Source organism: Amycolatopsis sp. NBC_00345, from assembly GCF_036116635.1.
Taxonomy (GTDB): Bacteria; Actinomycetota; Actinomycetes; order Mycobacteriales; family Pseudonocardiaceae; genus Amycolatopsis.
This window is the reverse complement of the sequence record NZ_CP107995.1, coordinates 4,682,383-4,699,756: the sequence shown is the minus strand read 5'-3', so window position 1 is coordinate 4,699,756 and position 17,374 is coordinate 4,682,383. Positions and strand designations below refer to the sequence as shown.

At 73.4% G+C, this 17,374-nt stretch carries 15 protein-coding genes; 11 read left to right on the top strand and 4 right to left on the bottom strand.

Features of this window, described 5'->3' with window-relative positions:
- Position 1: 1 nt before the first annotated feature.
- On the bottom strand, positions 2-868 hold the full coding sequence (locus tag OG943_RS20725; RefSeq protein ID WP_328611436.1) for a ParA family protein: 867 nt from the start codon (positions 866-868) through the stop codon (positions 2-4).
- Positions 869-984: 116 nt separating this feature from the next.
- On the opposite strand from OG943_RS20725, the gene OG943_RS20720 reads away from it, so the two are divergent.
- The 3 genes from OG943_RS20720 (at position 985) to OG943_RS20710 (ending at position 4,577) form a co-directional block, all read left to right on the top strand.
- Positions 985-1,716: a methyltransferase domain-containing protein gene (locus OG943_RS20720; protein WP_328611435.1), complete on the top strand. Its 732-nt coding sequence runs from the start codon at positions 985-987 to the stop codon at positions 1,714-1,716.
- A gap of 63 nt (positions 1,717-1,779) precedes the next feature.
- Positions 1,780-2,997 carry a DNA polymerase IV gene (locus OG943_RS20715; protein WP_328612115.1) on the top strand — a complete coding sequence of 406 codons (1,218 nt, stop codon included), beginning with the start codon at positions 1,780-1,782 and terminating at the stop codon, positions 2,995-2,997.
- Positions 2,998-4,169: 1,172 nt separating this feature from the next.
- Complete coding sequence (locus OG943_RS20710; RefSeq protein ID WP_328611434.1) at positions 4,170-4,577, top strand: DUF3040 domain-containing protein; 408 nt, start codon at positions 4,170-4,172, stop codon at positions 4,575-4,577.
- A 306-nt stretch (positions 4,578-4,883) separates the two neighbouring features.
- Here the strand turns inward: OG943_RS20710 and OG943_RS20705 are convergent, their stop codons facing one another.
- The 3 genes from OG943_RS20705 to OG943_RS20695 all read right to left on the bottom strand — a co-directional run bounded on the left by OG943_RS20705 (position 4,884) and on the right by OG943_RS20695 (position 10,072).
- Positions 4,884-7,472 (bottom strand): transglutaminase family protein, encoded by a 2,589-nt coding sequence (locus tag OG943_RS20705; protein WP_328611433.1) that lies wholly within the window; start codon positions 7,470-7,472, stop codon positions 4,884-4,886.
- 217 nt (positions 7,473-7,689) lie between these two features.
- Positions 7,690-8,964: a DUF58 domain-containing protein gene (locus tag OG943_RS20700; protein WP_328611432.1), complete on the bottom strand. Its 1,275-nt coding sequence runs from the start codon at positions 8,962-8,964 to the stop codon at positions 7,690-7,692.
- Between the two features lie 28 nt (positions 8,965-8,992).
- Positions 8,993-10,072 carry an AAA family ATPase gene (locus OG943_RS20695; RefSeq protein WP_328611431.1) on the bottom strand — a complete coding sequence of 360 codons (1,080 nt, stop codon included), beginning with the start codon at positions 10,070-10,072 and terminating at the stop codon, positions 8,993-8,995.
- A gap of 272 nt (positions 10,073-10,344) precedes the next feature.
- Here OG943_RS20695 and OG943_RS20690 point away from each other — a divergent pair, with 272 nt between their 5' ends.
- From OG943_RS20690 to OG943_RS20655, 8 genes are all read left to right on the top strand, one after another.
- Complete coding sequence (locus OG943_RS20690) at positions 10,345-10,722, top strand: hypothetical protein (protein ID WP_328611430.1); 378 nt, start codon at positions 10,345-10,347, stop codon at positions 10,720-10,722.
- The gene (locus tag OG943_RS20685) at positions 10,715-11,272 is read left to right on the top strand and encodes a DUF3558 family protein (RefSeq protein WP_328611429.1); all 558 of its coding nucleotides are present in this window, start codon (positions 10,715-10,717) and stop codon (positions 11,270-11,272) included. Before OG943_RS20690 ends, OG943_RS20685 begins: the two co-directional genes overlap by 8 nt.
- 55 nt (positions 11,273-11,327) lie before the next feature.
- Complete coding sequence (locus OG943_RS20680) at positions 11,328-11,897, top strand: PPE domain-containing protein (protein ID WP_328611428.1); 570 nt, start codon at positions 11,328-11,330, stop codon at positions 11,895-11,897.
- A complete protein-coding gene (locus OG943_RS20675) occupies positions 11,894-12,697 on the top strand; it encodes an ESX secretion-associated protein EspG (protein WP_328611427.1) in 804 nt (267 codons plus the stop codon). The genes OG943_RS20680 and OG943_RS20675 overlap by 4 nt, the downstream gene beginning before the upstream one ends.
- Before the next feature lie 437 nt (positions 12,698-13,134).
- The gene (mraZ, locus tag OG943_RS20670; RefSeq protein WP_091616769.1) at positions 13,135-13,566 is read left to right on the top strand and encodes a division/cell wall cluster transcriptional repressor MraZ; all 432 of its coding nucleotides are present in this window, start codon (positions 13,135-13,137) and stop codon (positions 13,564-13,566) included.
- Positions 13,567-13,783: 217 nt separating this feature from the next.
- Entirely contained in the window at positions 13,784-14,740 is a 957-nt protein-coding gene (gene rsmH, locus OG943_RS20665) for a 16S rRNA (cytosine(1402)-N(4))-methyltransferase RsmH (RefSeq protein WP_328611426.1), read from the top strand.
- Positions 14,737-15,444: a hypothetical protein gene (locus OG943_RS20660; protein ID WP_328611425.1), complete on the top strand. Its 708-nt coding sequence runs from the start codon at positions 14,737-14,739 to the stop codon at positions 15,442-15,444. The genes rsmH and OG943_RS20660 overlap by 4 nt, the downstream gene beginning before the upstream one ends.
- The gene (locus tag OG943_RS20655; protein ID WP_328611424.1) at positions 15,444-17,369 is read left to right on the top strand and encodes a peptidoglycan D,D-transpeptidase FtsI family protein; all 1,926 of its coding nucleotides are present in this window, start codon (positions 15,444-15,446) and stop codon (positions 17,367-17,369) included. Before OG943_RS20660 ends, OG943_RS20655 begins: the two co-directional genes overlap by 1 nt.
- Positions 17,370-17,374 lie beyond the last annotated feature (5 nt).

The window sequence follows — 17,374 nt, the reverse complement described above, 5'->3', positions numbered from 1 at the left end:
CTCAGCCCGCGTTGCCGGAGACTTCCGCCGGCGTGTCCGTGGCGTCCGGCGAGTCCTCGTCGCCGTGCACGCGGTGGCGCCCGGCGCGGCTGGAGCGCAGGATCTTGGCCAGCACCATGTTGAACGTCAGCGCGATCTCCTGCGCGCCGGGCGAGTGCCACTCGTGGATCGGGCTGCACGCGCCCTGCGCCTGCTGCACCGCCAGCCGGTCCGGGATCGCCGTGGGCATCACCAGCGAGCCGAAGTTCTCCCGCAGCTCCGCGACCCGGAACTGGTGCTCGTACGAGCGCACGCGCAGCTTGTTCACCAGCACCCCGATGGGGCGCAGGTCCGGGTTGTGCTCCTCGCGGATCCGCTCGATCGCCTCCAGCGCGCGCTGGGCGCCCGCCACGGCGTACATCGTGGGCTCGGTGACGATCAGCGCGCTGTCGGCGGCGACCAGCGCCGACTTGGTCAGCCGGCCCAGCGACGGCGGGCAGTCGATGATCACCAGCTCGTACGGGTCCTCGCGCAGCGGCCGCTGGTGCAGCTCGTCGAGCGCGCGGGAGAGGTTCTCCAGCCGGCGGCCGTCCGGGCCGGGCTCGTTGAGCAGCTCCAGCTCCTCGGCGCCGACCAGGACGTCGACCTCCTCGGACCACACGCTCGGGGCGATGGCGCGCTCCAGCACGGCGCGGGCCGGGGTCTCCAGGACGTCGGCGAGCGTCGCGTCGGTGTAGGGCGGGTCGAGCGAGGTGGTGGCGTTGCCCTGCGGGTCGAGGTCGGCGACGAGCGTCCGGGTTCCCCTACGCAGAGCGGCCGACGCGATACCGAGCGCGACCGTCGTTTTGCCGACGCCACCCTTGAGGCTGAGTACGGCGACCGTGTGCACTCGGCACAGCCTACGGCCCGTTCGGCGAATCGGTCCCGAGGAAGGTGTCGAACGCCGCTACCGGGCGGTACGGGTGACGGCGAGTGACCGGCGGGCGGGCACTACCCTGTCCGACTATGAAGACGGACACCGTGGCGGCCCGTGGTTCCGGCGCCGTTCGCCGGGCGCTCGAGGCGGAGCTGCGCGCGGCCCGCGCCCGGGGCGTGGAGCAGCCGGCCGTCGTCGACGTCGGCGGTGGCAGCGGCGGCTGGGCGGTGCCCTTCGCCTCGGCCGGCTGCCTCGTGACGGTGGTCGAGCCCAACCCGAACGCGCTGGCGACGCTGCGCCGGCGGGCGGAGGAGGAAGGCGTCTCGCACCGGATCACGGTGATCGCGGACGACTCCGACTCGCTCGCGGCCCACGTGCCGGCCGGCTCGGCCGACCTGGTGCTGGCCCACGGCCTGCTCGAAGTGGTCGATGACCCGGCCGTGGTGCTCGCCGCGCTCGCGGCCGCCGTCGCGCCCGGCGGGGCCGTGTCGGTGCTGGTGGCCAACCGCAACGCGGCCGTGCTGCACCGCGCGCTGGCCGGCCGGATCGCCGAGGCCCAGCGGCTGCTCGACGGCGCCGACGGCGTCGTACCGGGCGAGCGCGACACCGTGCTGCGCCGGTTCGACAGCGCCGGGCTGACGGACCTGCTGGTCGCCGCCGGGCTCGAGGTGACCCTGCTGCAGGGCGACCGGGTGATCTCCGACGTGGTGGCCGGCGAGGTGCGCGAGGACGAGCTGGCGGAGTTCGAGCTGGCCGCGGCGGCGGTGCCCGCGCTGCGCGACATCGCGGGCCGGCTGCACGCGATGGCCCGGCGCGCCTGAAACTGTCGGTGGCCCCGGGTAGCGTCCGCGGACGTGGGGAGAAACACCGAACTGCCCAGCGGGATGGCCCGCTACCGCGTCACCACCGGTGCCGCGGCGCTGCCGGACGACACCGGCTGCGCGATCCTGCACGTCGACATGGACGCGTTCTTCGTCGCCTGTGAGCTGCGCACGCGGCCCGAGCTGGTGGACCGGCCGGTGGTCGTGTCCGGCGGCGGCCCGCGGTCGGTGGTGGCCGCGGCGAACTACCCGGCGCGCAAGTTCGGCGTGCGGTCCGCGATGCCGTTCTCCACCGCGAAGCGGCTGTGCCCGCAGCTGGTCTGCATCCAGCCGACCTCGGGGCTGTACGGCGAGGTCTCGCGGGGCGTGATGGACATCTTCCGCGACCTGACGCCGTTGGTGGAGCCGCTGAGCCTGGACGAGGCGTTCCTGGACGTCGGCGGCGCGCTGCGGCGGCTGGGCGCCACTCCGGCGCAGCTGGGCGCGCGGATCCGTGAGCGGGTGGTGGCCGAGCACGGGATCACCTGCTCGGTGGGCGTCGCGAGGGTCAAGTACGTCGCCAAGCTCGCCTCGGGCATGGCGAAGCCGGACGGGATGGTGGTGGTGCCGGCGGCGGAGACGCTCGCGTTCCTGCACCCGCTGCCCGTGTCGGCGTTGTGGGGGGTCGGGCAGCGCACCGAGGAGCACCTGCGCCAGCAGGGGCTGCACACGATTGCGGACGTCGCGGCGGCCCCGCCGGCGCGGCTGCGGCGGTCGCTGGGCCGGGCGGTCGGCGACCACCTGTGGGCGCTGGCCAACGGGCACGACGACCGCGCGGTGGTGCCGGAGTCGGCGGAGAAGTCGATCGGCGCGGAGCGGACCTTCGAGGTCGACCTGCACAGCCGCGCCGAGCTGGGGCTGGAGCTGCTCCGGCTGGCCGAGCGGGTCGGCGCCACCCTGCGGGGCCGCGGCCTGCGCGGCCGGACGGTCTCGATCAAGGTGCGCTTCGCGGACTTCCGGACGATCACCCGCGCCCGCACCCTGTTCACCGCCACCGACGTCGCCCGCGACATCCACCGCACCGCCGTCGAACTGCTCGCCGAACACGCCCCGACCGGCGCCGTCCGCCTGATCGGCGTCCGCGTCGAAGGCCTCGACACCGGCGAAGACGGCGAACAACTCCAGTTCGCCACAGCCGAACCCCGCTGGCGCGACGCGGAACTCGCCGCGGACATCGCCCGCTCCAAGTTCGGCGCGGCCGCGGTCCGCCCGGCGTCACTGCTGTCGCCACGGGAGGAGTGACGCCGCTGTTCTCTCGCCTCGGCCTGGCCTGGCCTCGGCCTGGCCTGGCACGGCACGGCACCGGCAGGGATACCGGTCAGCCGCGCATCAGCCAGCCGACCGCGCGCGGTCGCAGGTCATGGGTGCCGCGCCAGGCCCGTGGAGGGTGGTCAGTCTGCCCGGGCCAGGTCATGGGGCGCCTCGGCCAGGTCGTGGGTGCCGCGGCCGGGCCCGTGGTGGGTGGCCAGTCTGCGTGCGCTAGGTCGTTGGGTGCCGCGGTCAGACCATGGTGAGCGGTCAGCCTGCGCACGGCTCAGGTCATGGGCGCAGCGGCCGGCCTGCGCGGGCCAGGTCGTGGGTGCAGCGGGCAGGCCGTGCATCGCGGTCAGCTGCGCGCGGTCAGGTTGCGGGTGCGCCGATCAGGCCTGCCCACCGGCCCAATCAGCCGCGCTTGGCTCCAGGCTGAGAGCACACTGGCCAATCCCGCACGCCAGCCAATCCCGCACCTCGGCCGGCCGCACACTGGCCGATCGCACCTCGGTCGGTCGCGCACTGACCGGCGCGCACTGCCTGCCTGCCGGTTGCACGCTGCCTAGCCGGGCACTGCCTGGCCGGGCCCTGGCTGGCCGGGTACTGCGCGGCCGGGTACTGCCTAGCCGGTCGGCCAGTGGTCCGGTCCGCAGCGTCCGAGCGGTCCGGCGTCCGGCACGACCCGCCGACCGCCGACCCACCGACCGCCGAGCCGCCGACCGCCGACCGCCGAGCCGCCGACCGCCGAGCCGCCGAGCCGCCGAGCCGCCGAGCCGCCGAGCCGCCGAGCGGATCCCGCGAGGGCTCCGGCAGGGTGGCCGGCCGCCCCGTGCGGGTGATGGGCCGGGGCCGCGGCGGCCGGGGCCGTCCCCCGATCGCTGGGAGTGGTCGCCGGCGCCGGGAGGGGTGCGCGGCGGAGGTCAGTGCAGGGTGTTCGGGGTGTTCTCGACCTGCTGAAGGGCGTGAGTTCGGTCGCGGTGACCGTCTGTCAACCCACGTCAGCCGAGATTTCCCCCAATTCGATCCCTTCTGGATACGGGATCGGGTAGTCGGACGCGCGCGGGGCTCGTATCCTGGACAGTGCCACCCCGCCTGGGGTTGGCTGTTGGGTCCAGGACGTTGCGCGGCCCGGCGCCCGCGACAGCTGTGCCGGAGGAGGAAAGATGCCACTCTCCGAGCATGAGCAGCGGCTGCTCGATCAGATCGAGCGCGAGCTCTATGCCGAGGACCCCAAGTTCGCATCGACGGTGCGTGGCACCCGGATGCGTCGCCCCGCTCGTCGACGGCGCATCCAGGGGATCGCCCTGTTCGTGGTGGGCGTCGCGCTGCTGGTGCTGGGGGTGGTGGTGCCCGTGCTGCGGGTCGCCGACATCCCGTTGATCAGCGTGCTGGGGTTCCTCGTGATGTTCTTCGGGGTGATGATGGCCGTGACGTCCATACGCCAGGGCGACAGCGGCAAGGACAGCGGCCCCCACGGCAGTGGGGGAGGCGGCGGCAAGCAGTCGAGCCGTCGCAGCTCCTTCACCCAGCGCATGGAGGAACGCTTCCGCCAGCGCTTCGAAGAGCAATAGCGCGCCGCCACCTTCGAGATCCGCGCGTCGCCCTCCCCGGGGCGGTGCGCGGATTTCTCATGTGCGCGGAAGGCTGCCCTCGGGTGATTCAGGGCAGCACGACCCTTCGGCGGACGTCGGCAGAGCTGACCACAGGACGCGAACAATCGGCCTCGCCCGCCGCCTGGTGATCACCGTGGACCGGGGCCGCCACCCCGCGGGAACGACAGGCCGGGGCCGCCGCCGTCAGGCTGAGGGGCGCGGCCCGCCCGTCGGGGAGCAGCCAGACCGAAGCCACCCCTCGGCACCAGCGGCGCCGGCCCAGCCTCAGGAACGGCGGCGCAGCACCGACTTCGGGAACAGCCGTCCGCGCCAAGGCAGCGGGGCGGTGCGCCCCAGGCCGCGGCGCAGTTCGTCGAAGGCGGGGCCCAGCTGTGGGTCCGGTGTGGTCACGCCGCTGTACCAGGTCTTCTCGACGGCGCTGATCACCGTGCGCAGGCTCTCGCGGCCGGGGTCGTCCAGGTGGTGGGTCGCGGCGATCTTCTGGCCGGTCACGCGGACGGTCTCACTGTCCGGGATCGGCACACCGCGGTCGGCGCACTCGGCCTTGAGCTCCCGCCACGCCGCGTCCGCCGCGCCGGGGGCGTGGGCCGCGATGGCCTGGAGACGGCGGCGGCGGAAGAAGTCGCGCACGGCGGCCGGACCGCCGATGCCCGCGAGCAGCACCACCACGATCAGCGCGAACCACCACGCCACCAGCGCGGCCAGGAAGCCGGCCGCCGCCACGAACAGCACGCCCGCGGCCAGTGGCAGCCACAGCACGGCCAGGTGGACGGGGTCGTCGGCCGGGGCCGCGGCGGGAGTGCGGACCAGCAGGCTGCCGTCCGGCGTCGCGTCCGGCGGGGGAACGCCGGAGCCGGGCGCGGGCGAGCGGCCACCGGGGCCGTTCGGCCGGCGCGAGGAGCGCAGCAGGTACGCCATCAGCACCGCCAGGCCGCCGAGCACCGCCAGCACCGCGGCGAGCGCGATCAGCCAGCCACTGCTCGACCCCTGGTCCGGCGCCGGCCCGGGCGTGGCCTGGTTCTGGCCCTTGTCCAGCGGGTTGTTCGCGGTCGGCGCGCTGGACCGCGGCGCGGTCGGCACGTCGTTGGTGGCGTTCGGCTGCTGCGAGCTGGAATCGTTCTGCTGCAGGTACGGCGGGACGATGCCGCGGCCGTCGGCGAGCGGCGTCGGGTCGAAGCTGACCCAGCCCTTGTCGCCGAAGTACGCCTCGACCCACGCGTGCGCGTCCTGCGAGCTGATCGACTGATAGTCGCCCTTCTGCACGCCCGGGGTGAAGCCGATCGCGACGCGCGCGGGGATGTGCGCCACGCGCAGCATCACGGCCATCGCGGACGCGTACTGCTCGCAGTAGCCCCGCTTGCCGTTGAGGATGAAGTCGGCGAGCGCGTCGGCGTCGGTGGCGTCGGCGGTCTTCGTGTCGTAGACGAAACCGTTCTGCGCGCTGAAGAACTGCCACAGCGCGTTCGCCTTGTCGAAGTTGTTGGTCTGGCCCGCCACGAGCTGGTCGGTCTTCGCGACCACTCGCGGGTCGACGCGGTCGATGGTCGTGTACGCCGCCGGCACCTCGTCGGACTTCGGGTCGGTGACGCGCAGCTCGGCGGCGGTCGGCTCCTTCAGCGAAGCGGTCTCGACGTACGGCGGCGCCGGCTCGCTCTTCGTGGTGAAGACGGAGCCGCTGACCCGGTCGTACAACCACTGCGGCGAGACACCGCGCAGCGCGCGCGGGGCGCCGTAGACGGGCAGCCAGTTGTCGACCCAGCGGGTGGGCTCGATCTGGATCTGACGGGAGACGCCGCTGCCGTCGTCGCCGGGCGCGGCGGGCAGGGTGGCCCCGGCGAGCACGCCGGTCTGGGCCTGGCCGCCGCCGCGCAGGCCCCAGCCCTTGTTCGGGGTGTAGGTGTCGAGCGTGAACGCGCGCATCAGCCGCCGGTCCGAGCCGAGGCCGCGGACCTGGAACAGCTCGGTGTTCGCGCCCTGGTCGAGCAGACCGCGCAGCTGCGTGAACGGGGCGACGCCGAAGCCGCCCGCGCCGTCTCCGCCCGGTCCGCCACTGGCGCCGAACGGGATCTTGCCGACCGTGCCGACCACGGTGATCCCGCCGCCGAGCAGGCCGAGCACGATCGCGGCGCCGACCACGGCCACGGGGGCCTGCAGCGCGCGGGCGGGGCCGCCGGAGCCCGGGGCGTCACGGTTGCGCCAGCGCCGGTGCCGGTGGCTGCCGTCGATGGCCAGCAGGCAGGGGAACGCGGCCGCGCCGAGCAGGAACGTCCACCACGGCAGCAGGCTGTCGGACAGCGCCGCGGGCACCGCGTAGACGCACAGCAGCACCAGCCCGGTGGCGGCCGGTGCCGCCGCGGCCACCGCGAGTGTGTCGACGAGCACCGCGACCAGGCCGATCGCGATCGTCACCAGGCACAGGATCGGCTGCGTGCCGTCGACCGGCGGCAGCCCGGAGCGGATCTGCTCCGCGGACGCCGCGAGCGTCGCCTGCAGCTCCCCGAACGCCGTCGGGCCGGGGAAGATCTTCAGGAAACCCTGTGTGGTGAACGCGCCGGTGATCAGGAACAGCAGCACCAGCAGCTGCCCGAACCCGACGGCGATGGTCGGCGCCCGCAGCGAGCGCAGCGCCAGTCCGGTCGAGGCGACCAGGATGACGGCGACCAGGATGTACCCGAACCAGGCCCAGCCGTTCACGACGCCGGTCAGGGAGGTCGCCGCGCAGAGCGTCGCGCCGCCGGCCGCCGCGGGCGGCAGCACGCTGCTCGACCACGCCGGCGCCGGTGCCGGGGGCTGCGGCGTGGGCGTGTGCGGAATCGGCGGCCGGGGCGGCGCGGAGGGTGCGGTGGTGGTCATCGGGCACCGCCGATCAGGCTCGGCCTGGCCGGCCCGCGGCTGCCCCCGATACGCCCCAATGTGGCGTTGGTCGCGTTGGACGCACCCAATGTGGCGTTCGGTGCGCTGGACGCACCGAACGCCACATTGGGGCGCTCGGCAAGCGGTCGCGGCGCGGCGGCGGCGGGAAGGTCGCGCAGCGGGCGCGGGCCGGCGGGAAAAAGCGGAGCGGCCGGGATCATCGGGAACCGCCGATCAGGGCGCCGCGGCTGGAGCCCGTGCGGCAGAGCTCGGACCAGACCTGGGACATCGGGGACTGCGGCCCGGCGATGACCACGCCCCAGCCGGCGGCGCGGAGCAGCTCGGCCGAGTCCTCCGTGGCCGACGCGCGTTGTTCGGGGGCGCTGAGGCCGCCGGCCCAGCTCGGCGTGTCCAGCAGCACCGCGAGGCTGCGGACGCCGCGCCTGCGGTAGCGGGACAGCTCGTGCACGGACTCCGCGCTGACCGTGCCCAGCACGGCGATCAGCTCCTGGCTCTCCGCCGGGTCGTGGCCGAGGGTGATGTCGCGCTGGTGCGCGGGCTGCAGCGCGGCCAGCGCGTCGAGCACGACGTTGTCGTAGCCCTCGCCGCCGTCGCCGGGGGCGTCGGCCAGGGTCAGGCCGTGCTCGTTGACCAGCCGGACGCGGTGGCCCGACCGGCGCAGGTGCAGCGACACCGAAGCGGCGAACGACACGGCCCACTCCAGGCTCGCCGACGGGCCGGTGCCGTGGTGGGCGGCCGCGCGGTGGTCGAGCAGCACGGTGGTGCCGCCGCGCCACGGGCGTTCCTCGACGCGCACCATGATCTCGTCGCGGCGCGCGGTGGAACGCCAGTGCACCTTCCGCATGTCGTCGCCGGTGCGGTAGTGCCGCACGATCACGTCGGGCTCGCCCTGGCCGGCGTGCAGGCGGACGGTGCCGTCGTCGCCCGCGCCGGCACCGGACCCGCCGGGCAGCCCCCACAGGGGCACCACCCGCGGGACGACGACCAGACGCGAGTGGCCGATCAGCTCACGCTCGAACTCGCACAGCCCGAACGGGTCCGTGATGGTCGCGCGCAGCGGCCCGACCTGCTGGATCCCGCGCATCATCGGCTGCAGCGGGTAGCGCAGCAGCACCCGGCGGTCGTGCGGCAGCCGCTCGACGACGAACCGCGGCCGCGAGCCCAGGGCGTACGGCACGCCGTCCTCGAGCAGCACCTCGCCGCCCGGCAGCCGTCCGCTGCGCCACAGCTCGAGGTTGACCTCGCTGTTCGCGCCGACGGCGACGCGCTCCGGCCGCAGCGCCCGCGCCGCGCCGAGGCGCAGCCGGGTGGCCGAGATGAACGCGGCGACCAGCAGCGGCAGCGCCACCACGAAGATGGCGACGCGCAGCAGGTCACGCTCGTTGAGCACCAGCGAGCACACGGCCGCGGCGATGCCCGCGGCCAGGAGGCAGCGGCCGCGGGTGGTCAGGCCGGACAGTGCACGCAGCATGCGGTTCTTTCTGCTTCTGGGGTCCGGGCTACTGCCGGGGCCCGGCCGAACCCTGCGGGACGGGGACGCGGTGCAGCACGGCGCGCACCACGTCGGTGGCCGACCGGCGGGCCGCGTGCGCCTCGGTGGTGAGCACCAGGCGGTGCGCCAGCACGGGCACGGCGACCGTGTGCAGGTCGTCCGGGACCACGTACTCCCGGCCGGACAGCGCGGCCTGCGCCCGCGCGGCCCGCACGAGGTGCAGGGTCGCGCGCGGTGAGGCGCCGAGCCGGATCTCCGGCACCTGCCGGGTCGCGGCGGCCAGGTCCACGGCGTACCGGCGGACCTCCGGGGCCATATGGATCGCGCGGACCGTCTCGATCAGCCGCTTCACCGTCTCGCCGTCGGACACCGGGCCCAGGTCCGCCATCGGGTTGTGCCCGGCGTGCTCGTCGACCATGGCCAGCTCGGCCTGCTGGTCGGGGTAGCCGATGGAGACCCGCGCGGTGAACCGGTCGCGCTGGGCTTCGGGCAGCGCGTACGTGCCCTCCATCTCGATCGGGTTCTGCGTGGCGATCACCATGAACGGCTCGCCGAGCGTGTACGTGCTCGTGTCGACCGTGACCTGGTGCTCCTCCATGCACTCGAGCAGCGCCGACTGCGTCTTCGGCGAGGCCCGGTTGATCTCGTCGCCCACCACGATGTTCGCGAACACCGGGCCGGGTCGGAACTCGAACTCGCCGGTCTGCCGGTTGTAGATGGAGACCCCGGTGACATCGCTGGGCAGCAGGTCCGGGGTGAACTGGACGCGGCTCACGGTGCAGTCGATCGACCGGGCGAGCGCCTTCGCCAGCGAGGTCTTGCCGACGCCCGGCACGTCTTCGACGAGCAGGTGGCCCTCGGCGAGGAGGGTCACCAGCGCGATCCGGATGACCTCGGGCTTGCCGACCAGCACCCGCTCGACGTTCGCGGCGATCCGGCGGGCCGTGTCGTGCAGCTCGTCGAGGGAGGCTCTCGGTGCGTAGCCGTTCTGTCGCCCGATCGGGGCATCCGCCGCCGGGTAGGCGGGCTGCCCGGTGCCCTCGCCCGGTGTTCCGGCGGGGGAAGCGGACTGGATTCTCGACGTCACTCGTCCTCCTGGTGGCGCATGGCTGTGCGGGTTTCACCGGCTCCGCCGGGTCGCTCGCTGTCCACGCAGCGATCAGCCTTCTCCTCAGTGTGTCAAACCTGGGCGAACTCGGCGGCGCAACCCCGCGAACACCTCTTGATGACGCTCTGCCACGGCCTTGGTTGCCCCGTTCGGGTGAGTGGTACCGCGTTTTCGGGTGCTCCCGCTGACGCACTGCTCTGACGTATGCTCCGAAACCGAGGTCGCTCGACTACGGAGAGGCGTAACCGCACATGAGCGAGGTGGGGGCCGCACCGCTGCCCGACGTGCCGGGTCTGACCGGGTCCGGCCGCGGCGGCTTCGCCGTGGCGCCGGAACTGGCCACCGACACTTACGCGAAGCTCGGCGCGCTGCAGGACGTGGTCGCCGAGATGGTGCGCGAGGCCAAGGTGCTCGGCCGCTCGGTGCCGCTCGGCAGCGGCTACGCGAGCGAGGTCGGCGACTTCATGGCGAGGTACGGCATGAGCGGCGGCGAGGGCTCGGCCGTCGAGCAGCTCACGTCGTTCGGCAAGGAGCTCGAAGGCCTGAAGCGGCGGATCGCCGGCGCGCTGACCAAGTACCAGGACCGGGACGAGGACGCGGCCGGCGGGGTGGACTGCTCCGGTGGCTGACCGCAAGACGTTCCTCCTGGTGGTCCCCGCGTTGCTCGTGCTCACCGCCTGCGGCGCCCGGATGCCCGCGAACCAGAACGCGATGGCCGCCCACGCGCCGCCCTCGTCCGAAGGTGCGGCGCCCGAGACCGGTACGACCGCCGCGCCGACGTCGCTGGCCCAGCTCGACCCGTGCGCGCTGCTGTCGCCTTCGGACCGGTCCACGGCCGGGCTGACGCAGCTGGGGAAGCCGAAGAAGATCGGCGAGGCGCGGGCCTGCGACTGGACCGTGCCGGCCACCTTCGGCGTCACCGTCACGCTCGACGAGGACGCCGGGCTGGCCAACCTCGACGTCTCGCGCGGCACCCGCACCAAGAAGAAGGTGGGCGCGCACCAGGCGGTGCAGCTCGTGGACCGCAAGGCCGCCGACGGCACCTGCGCGGTGCTGCTCGGCGTCGGCAAGTCCGCGAGCGTGCAGGTGGACGTCAGCAACTCGACCTTCTCCGACACCACTCTCGCCTGCGGCCGGGCCACCACGGTGGCCGGGCTGGTGGAGCCCAAGCTGCCCTGACCCGCCGATCCAGCCGATCCGCTGATCCGCTGTCCCGCGAAACGGAAGGTGTGCCGTGTCCGCTGCAGAGCCGGCCGTCCCGGAGCCGACGGCCCGGTACGAGTCCTACAGCCACGAGGCCCTGGCCGCCCAGGTCGAGCACGGCAACGACCCGGTGTCGGCCGGCGAGGCCGGCGCGCGCTGGACCGAGCTGTCACGCCGGCTCCGCGACTCCACCGCCGAGCTGACCTCACTGGTCAGCGGCAGCCAGGAGTCGTGGCAGGGCGAGGCCGGTGACGCGATGCGCGCGGTGCTGGGCCGGGCCGCCACCTGGCTCGGCGACTCGGCCGCGGTGTCCGCCGTGGTCGGCGAGTCCGTGGCGGGCCAGGCCGAGGTCGCGGCGCGCGCCCGCGCGGACATGCCGCCGCCGGTGGAGTACGACCCGGCGGCGATGATCCGCTCGGCCGCGGCGAGCGGGAACGTGCTGGCGCTCGCCGGGCTGTCGGCCGTGATGGACGCCCGCCGCGCGGAAGCCGAGGCGGCGCGGCAGAAGGCGATCGACGTGCTGCACACCCGGGACACCGCGTTGCACGGCCTGGTGCCGCGGGTGGTGTTCCCGGTGGCCCCGGTGCTGGGGCCGGCTTGATCCGGGTCTCCGCGTCGGCGTTCGACGTGCTGTGGACCGACCTCGGGCTGGGACGGCCGCCGGTGCCGTTGACCGTGCGCAGCGTCGGGTCCACTGAGGACGAGCGCGCGGCGATCCGGGCCGAGGTCTACCGGAACCTCGGTGAGCGCGGGCTGTTCGACGGGGCCGCGGTGGATCCGGCGCTGGAGAGCCGGCTGCGGCTGCTCGACGGGGCCGAGAGGTTCGTCGCGTGTGAGGCGCTGGTGGACATGACGGCCGAGGTGCCGTTCCGGGCGGTCGCCGCGGTGCGCGGGCGGTCCGGCGTGCTGGCGGTGCAGCCTTCGCAGACGATCGCGCTGAGCGGGATCCGGAGCGGGGAGCTGGGGACGGCGATCGTCGAGGTGCTGCCGGAACTGGGCGCCGGGCCGGGGTATGGGGTGAGTCTGCCGGCCGGGCAGGTGACGGGGGCCGAGGATCCGTTGTTCGCCGGGCGGGGGGCTGCGTCGGTTTCATCGAGTGTGTCGGCCGAGGCGTCGGGCCCGTCGGGGTCAACGGCTTCCGCGGCGTCGGCGGCTCAGGTGCGGGAGGTGCTGGCCATCCAGGCCCGGCCGGTCTACGCGGCGGGGCAGTTCAGTGCTTACGCGCGGGGCGGCGACGGGCGGATGGCCCGGGTGGGCGGCTTCACCTGGTTCGACACCGATGTGGGGGCCTATTGCGCGTCCACCTCGGCGGGACGGGGTGGGCAGGAGTGGGTGAACGTCTCGCCGGTGGACGGGGGACGGCTGGCCGAGCGGATCGCCGGGCTGTTCTCTTCGGACTGAGCTGTTCGGACCGGTTCTCTTCGGATCGAGCCGAGCCTCGCCGCGCCGATCTCCACCGGCGTCCCCCGCTGGTCCCCACGGCGCTCCCCACCAACCCCCACCGCGGTCCCCACCCGGCCCCACCGGTGTCCCCACTTCCCCCCAAATCCGAGCGGATTGGTCCTTACGCGGACGAAAAATGGACGTTCGAGGGCCCTGCGTGGTTGCTCGGCGCCCCCGCAGCGGGGGATCTTGGCCACGGGGCCCCACCCGCCCCCCACCTGCACCCACCTCGCTGACCTGCGTAAACGACTGACACGACGGAGTGGTGGGCGCGTTTGTCGCGTTGACTGTGGTGAAAAGTGGGGTACGGTGGTGATTAGTGGGGCGGAAGGGAGCCCCGTGGCCGGGGTCGGACTGGTTCGCCAAGCCGGAGCCGGCAGGGAGGTGGAAGCCGGATGTTCCTCGGCACCCACACCCCGAAGCTGGACGACAAGGGGCGGCTCACGCTTCCCGCCAAGTTCCGCGACGCCTTGGCCGGCGGGCTGATGATCACCAAGGGGCAGGATCACTGTCTCTTCGTCTTCCCCCGCGCCGAGTTCGAGCAGATGGCTCGGAAGGTCGCCGACGCCCCGTTCACCAACGAGGCGGTCCGGGCCTACCAGCGCTACCTGTTCGCCGGAACCGATGAACAACGCCCGGACGGGCAGGGGCGCATCGCGATCGCGTCCGAGCTCCGGCGCTACGCCGGGCTGAACAAGGAATGCGTGGTGATCGGAGCGATCACCCGGCTGGAGATCTGGGACGCCCAAGCGTGGCAGGGCTACCTGGACGAACACGAGGACAGCTACGCGAAGGCTCGAGAGGAAGTTCTACCGGGCGTCTTCTAGGGGACGTGGCCAACGGAGCACCTGCGTCGTCGGGGGACGAGGGTAGGCCGTGGCCGCGCCACCGGACGCCGCCCAACGCGGATGCCGTGAGGCCTCTGTCCGCTCTTTGGCCCTGGCGCACCTTCCCCGGTGCCAGGTCAGCAAGCGGGCGGACAGGGACCTGACGGCATCCGCCGCATCTTCCCCGGGATAGGCGAGCACGGAAGGGGGAGAAGCCATGACGACCGGTCACGAGCACGTTCCGGTACTGCTGAACCGGATCATCGAGCTGTTCACCCCCGCGTTCGCCGACCGCGACGCCGTGCTGGTGGACGCCACCGTCGGCCTCGGCGGCCACTCCGACGCCCTCCTCGAAGCCTTCCCCCGCCTGCGGCTGGTCGCGCTGGACCGCGACCCGGCCGCGCTCGAGCGCTCCGCTGAGCGGCTCGCGCGGCACGGCGACCGCGTCGACTTCGTCCACACTGTCTACGACGGGCTCCCGGAGGCCGTCGAGGGCCTCGGACTGTCCAGTGTGGACGGCATCCTCTTCGACCTCGGTGTCTCCTCGATGCAGCTGGACCGTGCCGAGCGCGGCTTCGCGTACTCGAAGGACTCCCCGCTGGACATGCGGATGGACCCGACCACCGGCTTCACCGCGGCCGACGTGCTGAACACGTACGCGCCGGGCGAGCTGATCCGGATCCTGCGCGACTACGGCGAGGAACGGTTCGCGCAGCGGATCGTCCGGGCCGTCATGACCGCGCGGGAGAAGGAGCCGTTCACCCGCAGCGGGCGGCTGGTGGAGCTGCTCTACGACGCCGTGCCCGCGGCGAGCCGGCGCACCGGCGGCCACCCGGCCAAGCGCACGTTCCAGGCGCTGCGGATCGAGGTCAACGGTGAGCTGGAGGTGCTGCGCCGGGCCATGCCCGCCGCGCTGTCCGCGCTCGCCATGGACGGCCGCATCGTCGTCGAGGCCTACCAGTCGCTCGAGGACCGCCTGGTCAAGCAGGCGCTGGCGGCGCTGGCGAAGTCCCGGACGCCCGAGGGGCTGCCGGTCGAGCTGCCCGGGCACGGCCCGGAGCTGAAACTCCTGACGCGAGGAGCCGAGAAGGCCGACGAAGGCGAGATCGAGCACAACCCGCGCGCCGCCTCGGTGCGGCTGCGGGCAGCACAGAGGATCGGAGAGCCGCGATGACCGCACCCACGAAGTCCCGTCGCCGATCGGGCGAGCAGGCGACCCGCCGGCGCGAGCAGGCGGGGACCACGGTCGAGCAGGAGCCGGAGACCACCCAGCCGGAGGCGTCGCCACGCCGCGGGTCGCGCGGGCGGACCACGGCGGCGGAGCGGGCGTACGCGCGCCGCGCCCAGCGGGCCGACCTGCTGCAGCAGCGCGGGCCGAAGCGGCCGGAGGCCAAGGCGGAGCCGCTGAAGGTCACGCCCAAGGTCAAGCGCGGGCTGCGCTGGCCGCGTTCGCGCGCGTCCTTCGTGCTGATCATGATGGGACTGCTCGTCGCGGGCGTCGCCTCCACGCTCTGGCTGACCACGCAGGCGATCGCCGACTCCTACCGGCTCGAGCAGCTGCGGACCACGAACGCGAACCTGGCCGAGACCAAGGACCGGCTCGAGCGCGACGTCGCCAAGGCGCAGTCGCCCGCGTCGCTCGCGCCCGCCGCGAAGCAGCTGGGCATGGTGCCCGGCGGCGACCCGGCGCGCCTGGTCGTGGGCCCGGACGGCAAGACCACGCTGGTCGGCGACCCGCAGAAGGCCGAAGGCGACGACTCGGCGGCGCCCGTCGCGGATCCGGTGGCCCCGGCCGCCGGGACCCAGGGCACCGCTCCGATCGAAGGTGACCAGCCCGCCGTGCCGGCCGACACGCCCGCGGGCCAAGGGGGACAGTGATGCCGGCCGGACGTTCGAGCCAGGCCCGGGCGCGCGCGGCGGGCAGCGCGCGGCGCACCTACGCCGCGGGCACCCGCCGCGCGGTCGCCAAGCGCGGCAACGGCGGGCACCGCAGCCGGTTCTCCGCCGTGCGGCTGCTGCTGGTCGCGCTGATGGTGGTCGCGGGCGCGAAACTGGTGCAGGTGCAGTGGTTCGAGGCGCCGACGCTCTCGGCCGCGGCCGAGCGGCAGCGCACGCTCACCATCGACATCCCCGCCCAGCGCGGGTCCATTGTGGACCGCAACGGCGCGAAGCTCGCCTTCAGCGTCGAGACGCGCACGCTGTCGGTGAACCTCAAGGCGCTGCACAAGTCGATGGACGACTACGCCGCGAAGAACCCCACCAAGGGGCGGAACTTCGAGACCGAGGTGACCTCGGCGGCCAAGTACATCGCGGCGAAGGTGCCGAACCTGATCACCGAGCAGGAACTGCTGACGCTGCTGCACAAGCCGGGCTCGTTCACCTACCTGGTGAACGACGTCGAGCCCTCGGCCGCCGACGACATCGTGAAGAAGTTCGCGTGGATCGGCGTGGAGAAGCGCGCCAAGCGCGAGTACCCGGGTGACACGCTGGCGTCGAACATCGTCGGCATGGCCAACTGGCGGCTGGACGACCCCGACGTCTCCAAGCACAACCTGCACGGCGTGGTCGGGCTGGAGCAGTCGCGGGACAACGACCTGGCGGGCACGCCGGGCCGGGAGATCGTGAACACCCAGAACGGCAACGACAACCTGTACCTGCCGGGCACCGAGCACGTGCTGCAGGCCGCCATCCCCGGCTCCGACCTCGAGCTGACCATCGACTCCGACCTGCAGTACGAGCTGCAGCGGCAGCTGGGCGACTACGTGGCGCAGTCGCACGCCAAGGGCGGCCAGGCCGTGGTGATGGACTCCAAGACCGGCGAGGTCTACGCGCTGGCCGACGACAAGACGTTCAACCCCAACGACAAGTCCACGTTCCAGGACGAGCTGCTCAACGACCGCGCGGTGACCACGCCGTACGAGCCGGGCTCGGTGAACAAGGTCGTCACCGCCACCGCGGCGATCGACGAGGGCGTGGCCACGCCCACGTCCACCACCTCGGTGCCCGGCCAGCTGCAGATCGCCGACGCCACCGTGCACGACGCCTGGCTGCACAGCACCCAGACCTTCACCACGGCCGGCATCTTCGCCAAGTCGTCCAACATCGGCACGCTGCTGCTGGCCCAGCAGGTCGGCCCGGACCGCTACTCGGCGCTGCTGAAGAAGTTCGGCATCGGCGAGCGCACCGGGCTCGGCCTGCCGGGCGAGAGCCCCGGTTACGTGCCCGCGCGCAACCAGTGGTCGGCGACCACCTTCGGCAACCTGCCGATCGGGCAGGGCCTGTCGATGACCGTCGTGCAGATGGCCGGGATGTACCAGGCGATCGCGAACGACGGCCTGCGCGTGCAGCCGCGGATCGTCAAGGCGAAGAAGAACCCGGACGGCACCCTGGTGCCGGAGCCCGCGCCGAAGACCGTCCAGGTGGTGAGCCCGCAGACGGCCAAGACGGTGCGCGACATGCTCCGCGCGGTGGTGCAGAACGGCAAGGGGGGACAGGGGGGCACCGCGACCACCGCCGCGCTCGAGGGGTACCAGATCTCCGGCAAGACCGGCACCGGCCAGCAGGTGGACCCGCGGACCAAGGCCTACAGCGACCACCTGTACAACATCACCTTCGCCGGCATCCTGCCCGCCGACCACCCGCGGTTCGTGGTCGGCATCCGGCTCGACGCGCCGGACACCACGCTGCCGGCCGGGCATTCCGCGGCGCCGCTGTTCCACACCATCGCCTCGTACCTCACCCAGCGGTACCAGATCCCGTTGTCGGACGGGCCGTCGCCCGTGGTCCCGCTCATCCTGCCCTGAGCGGC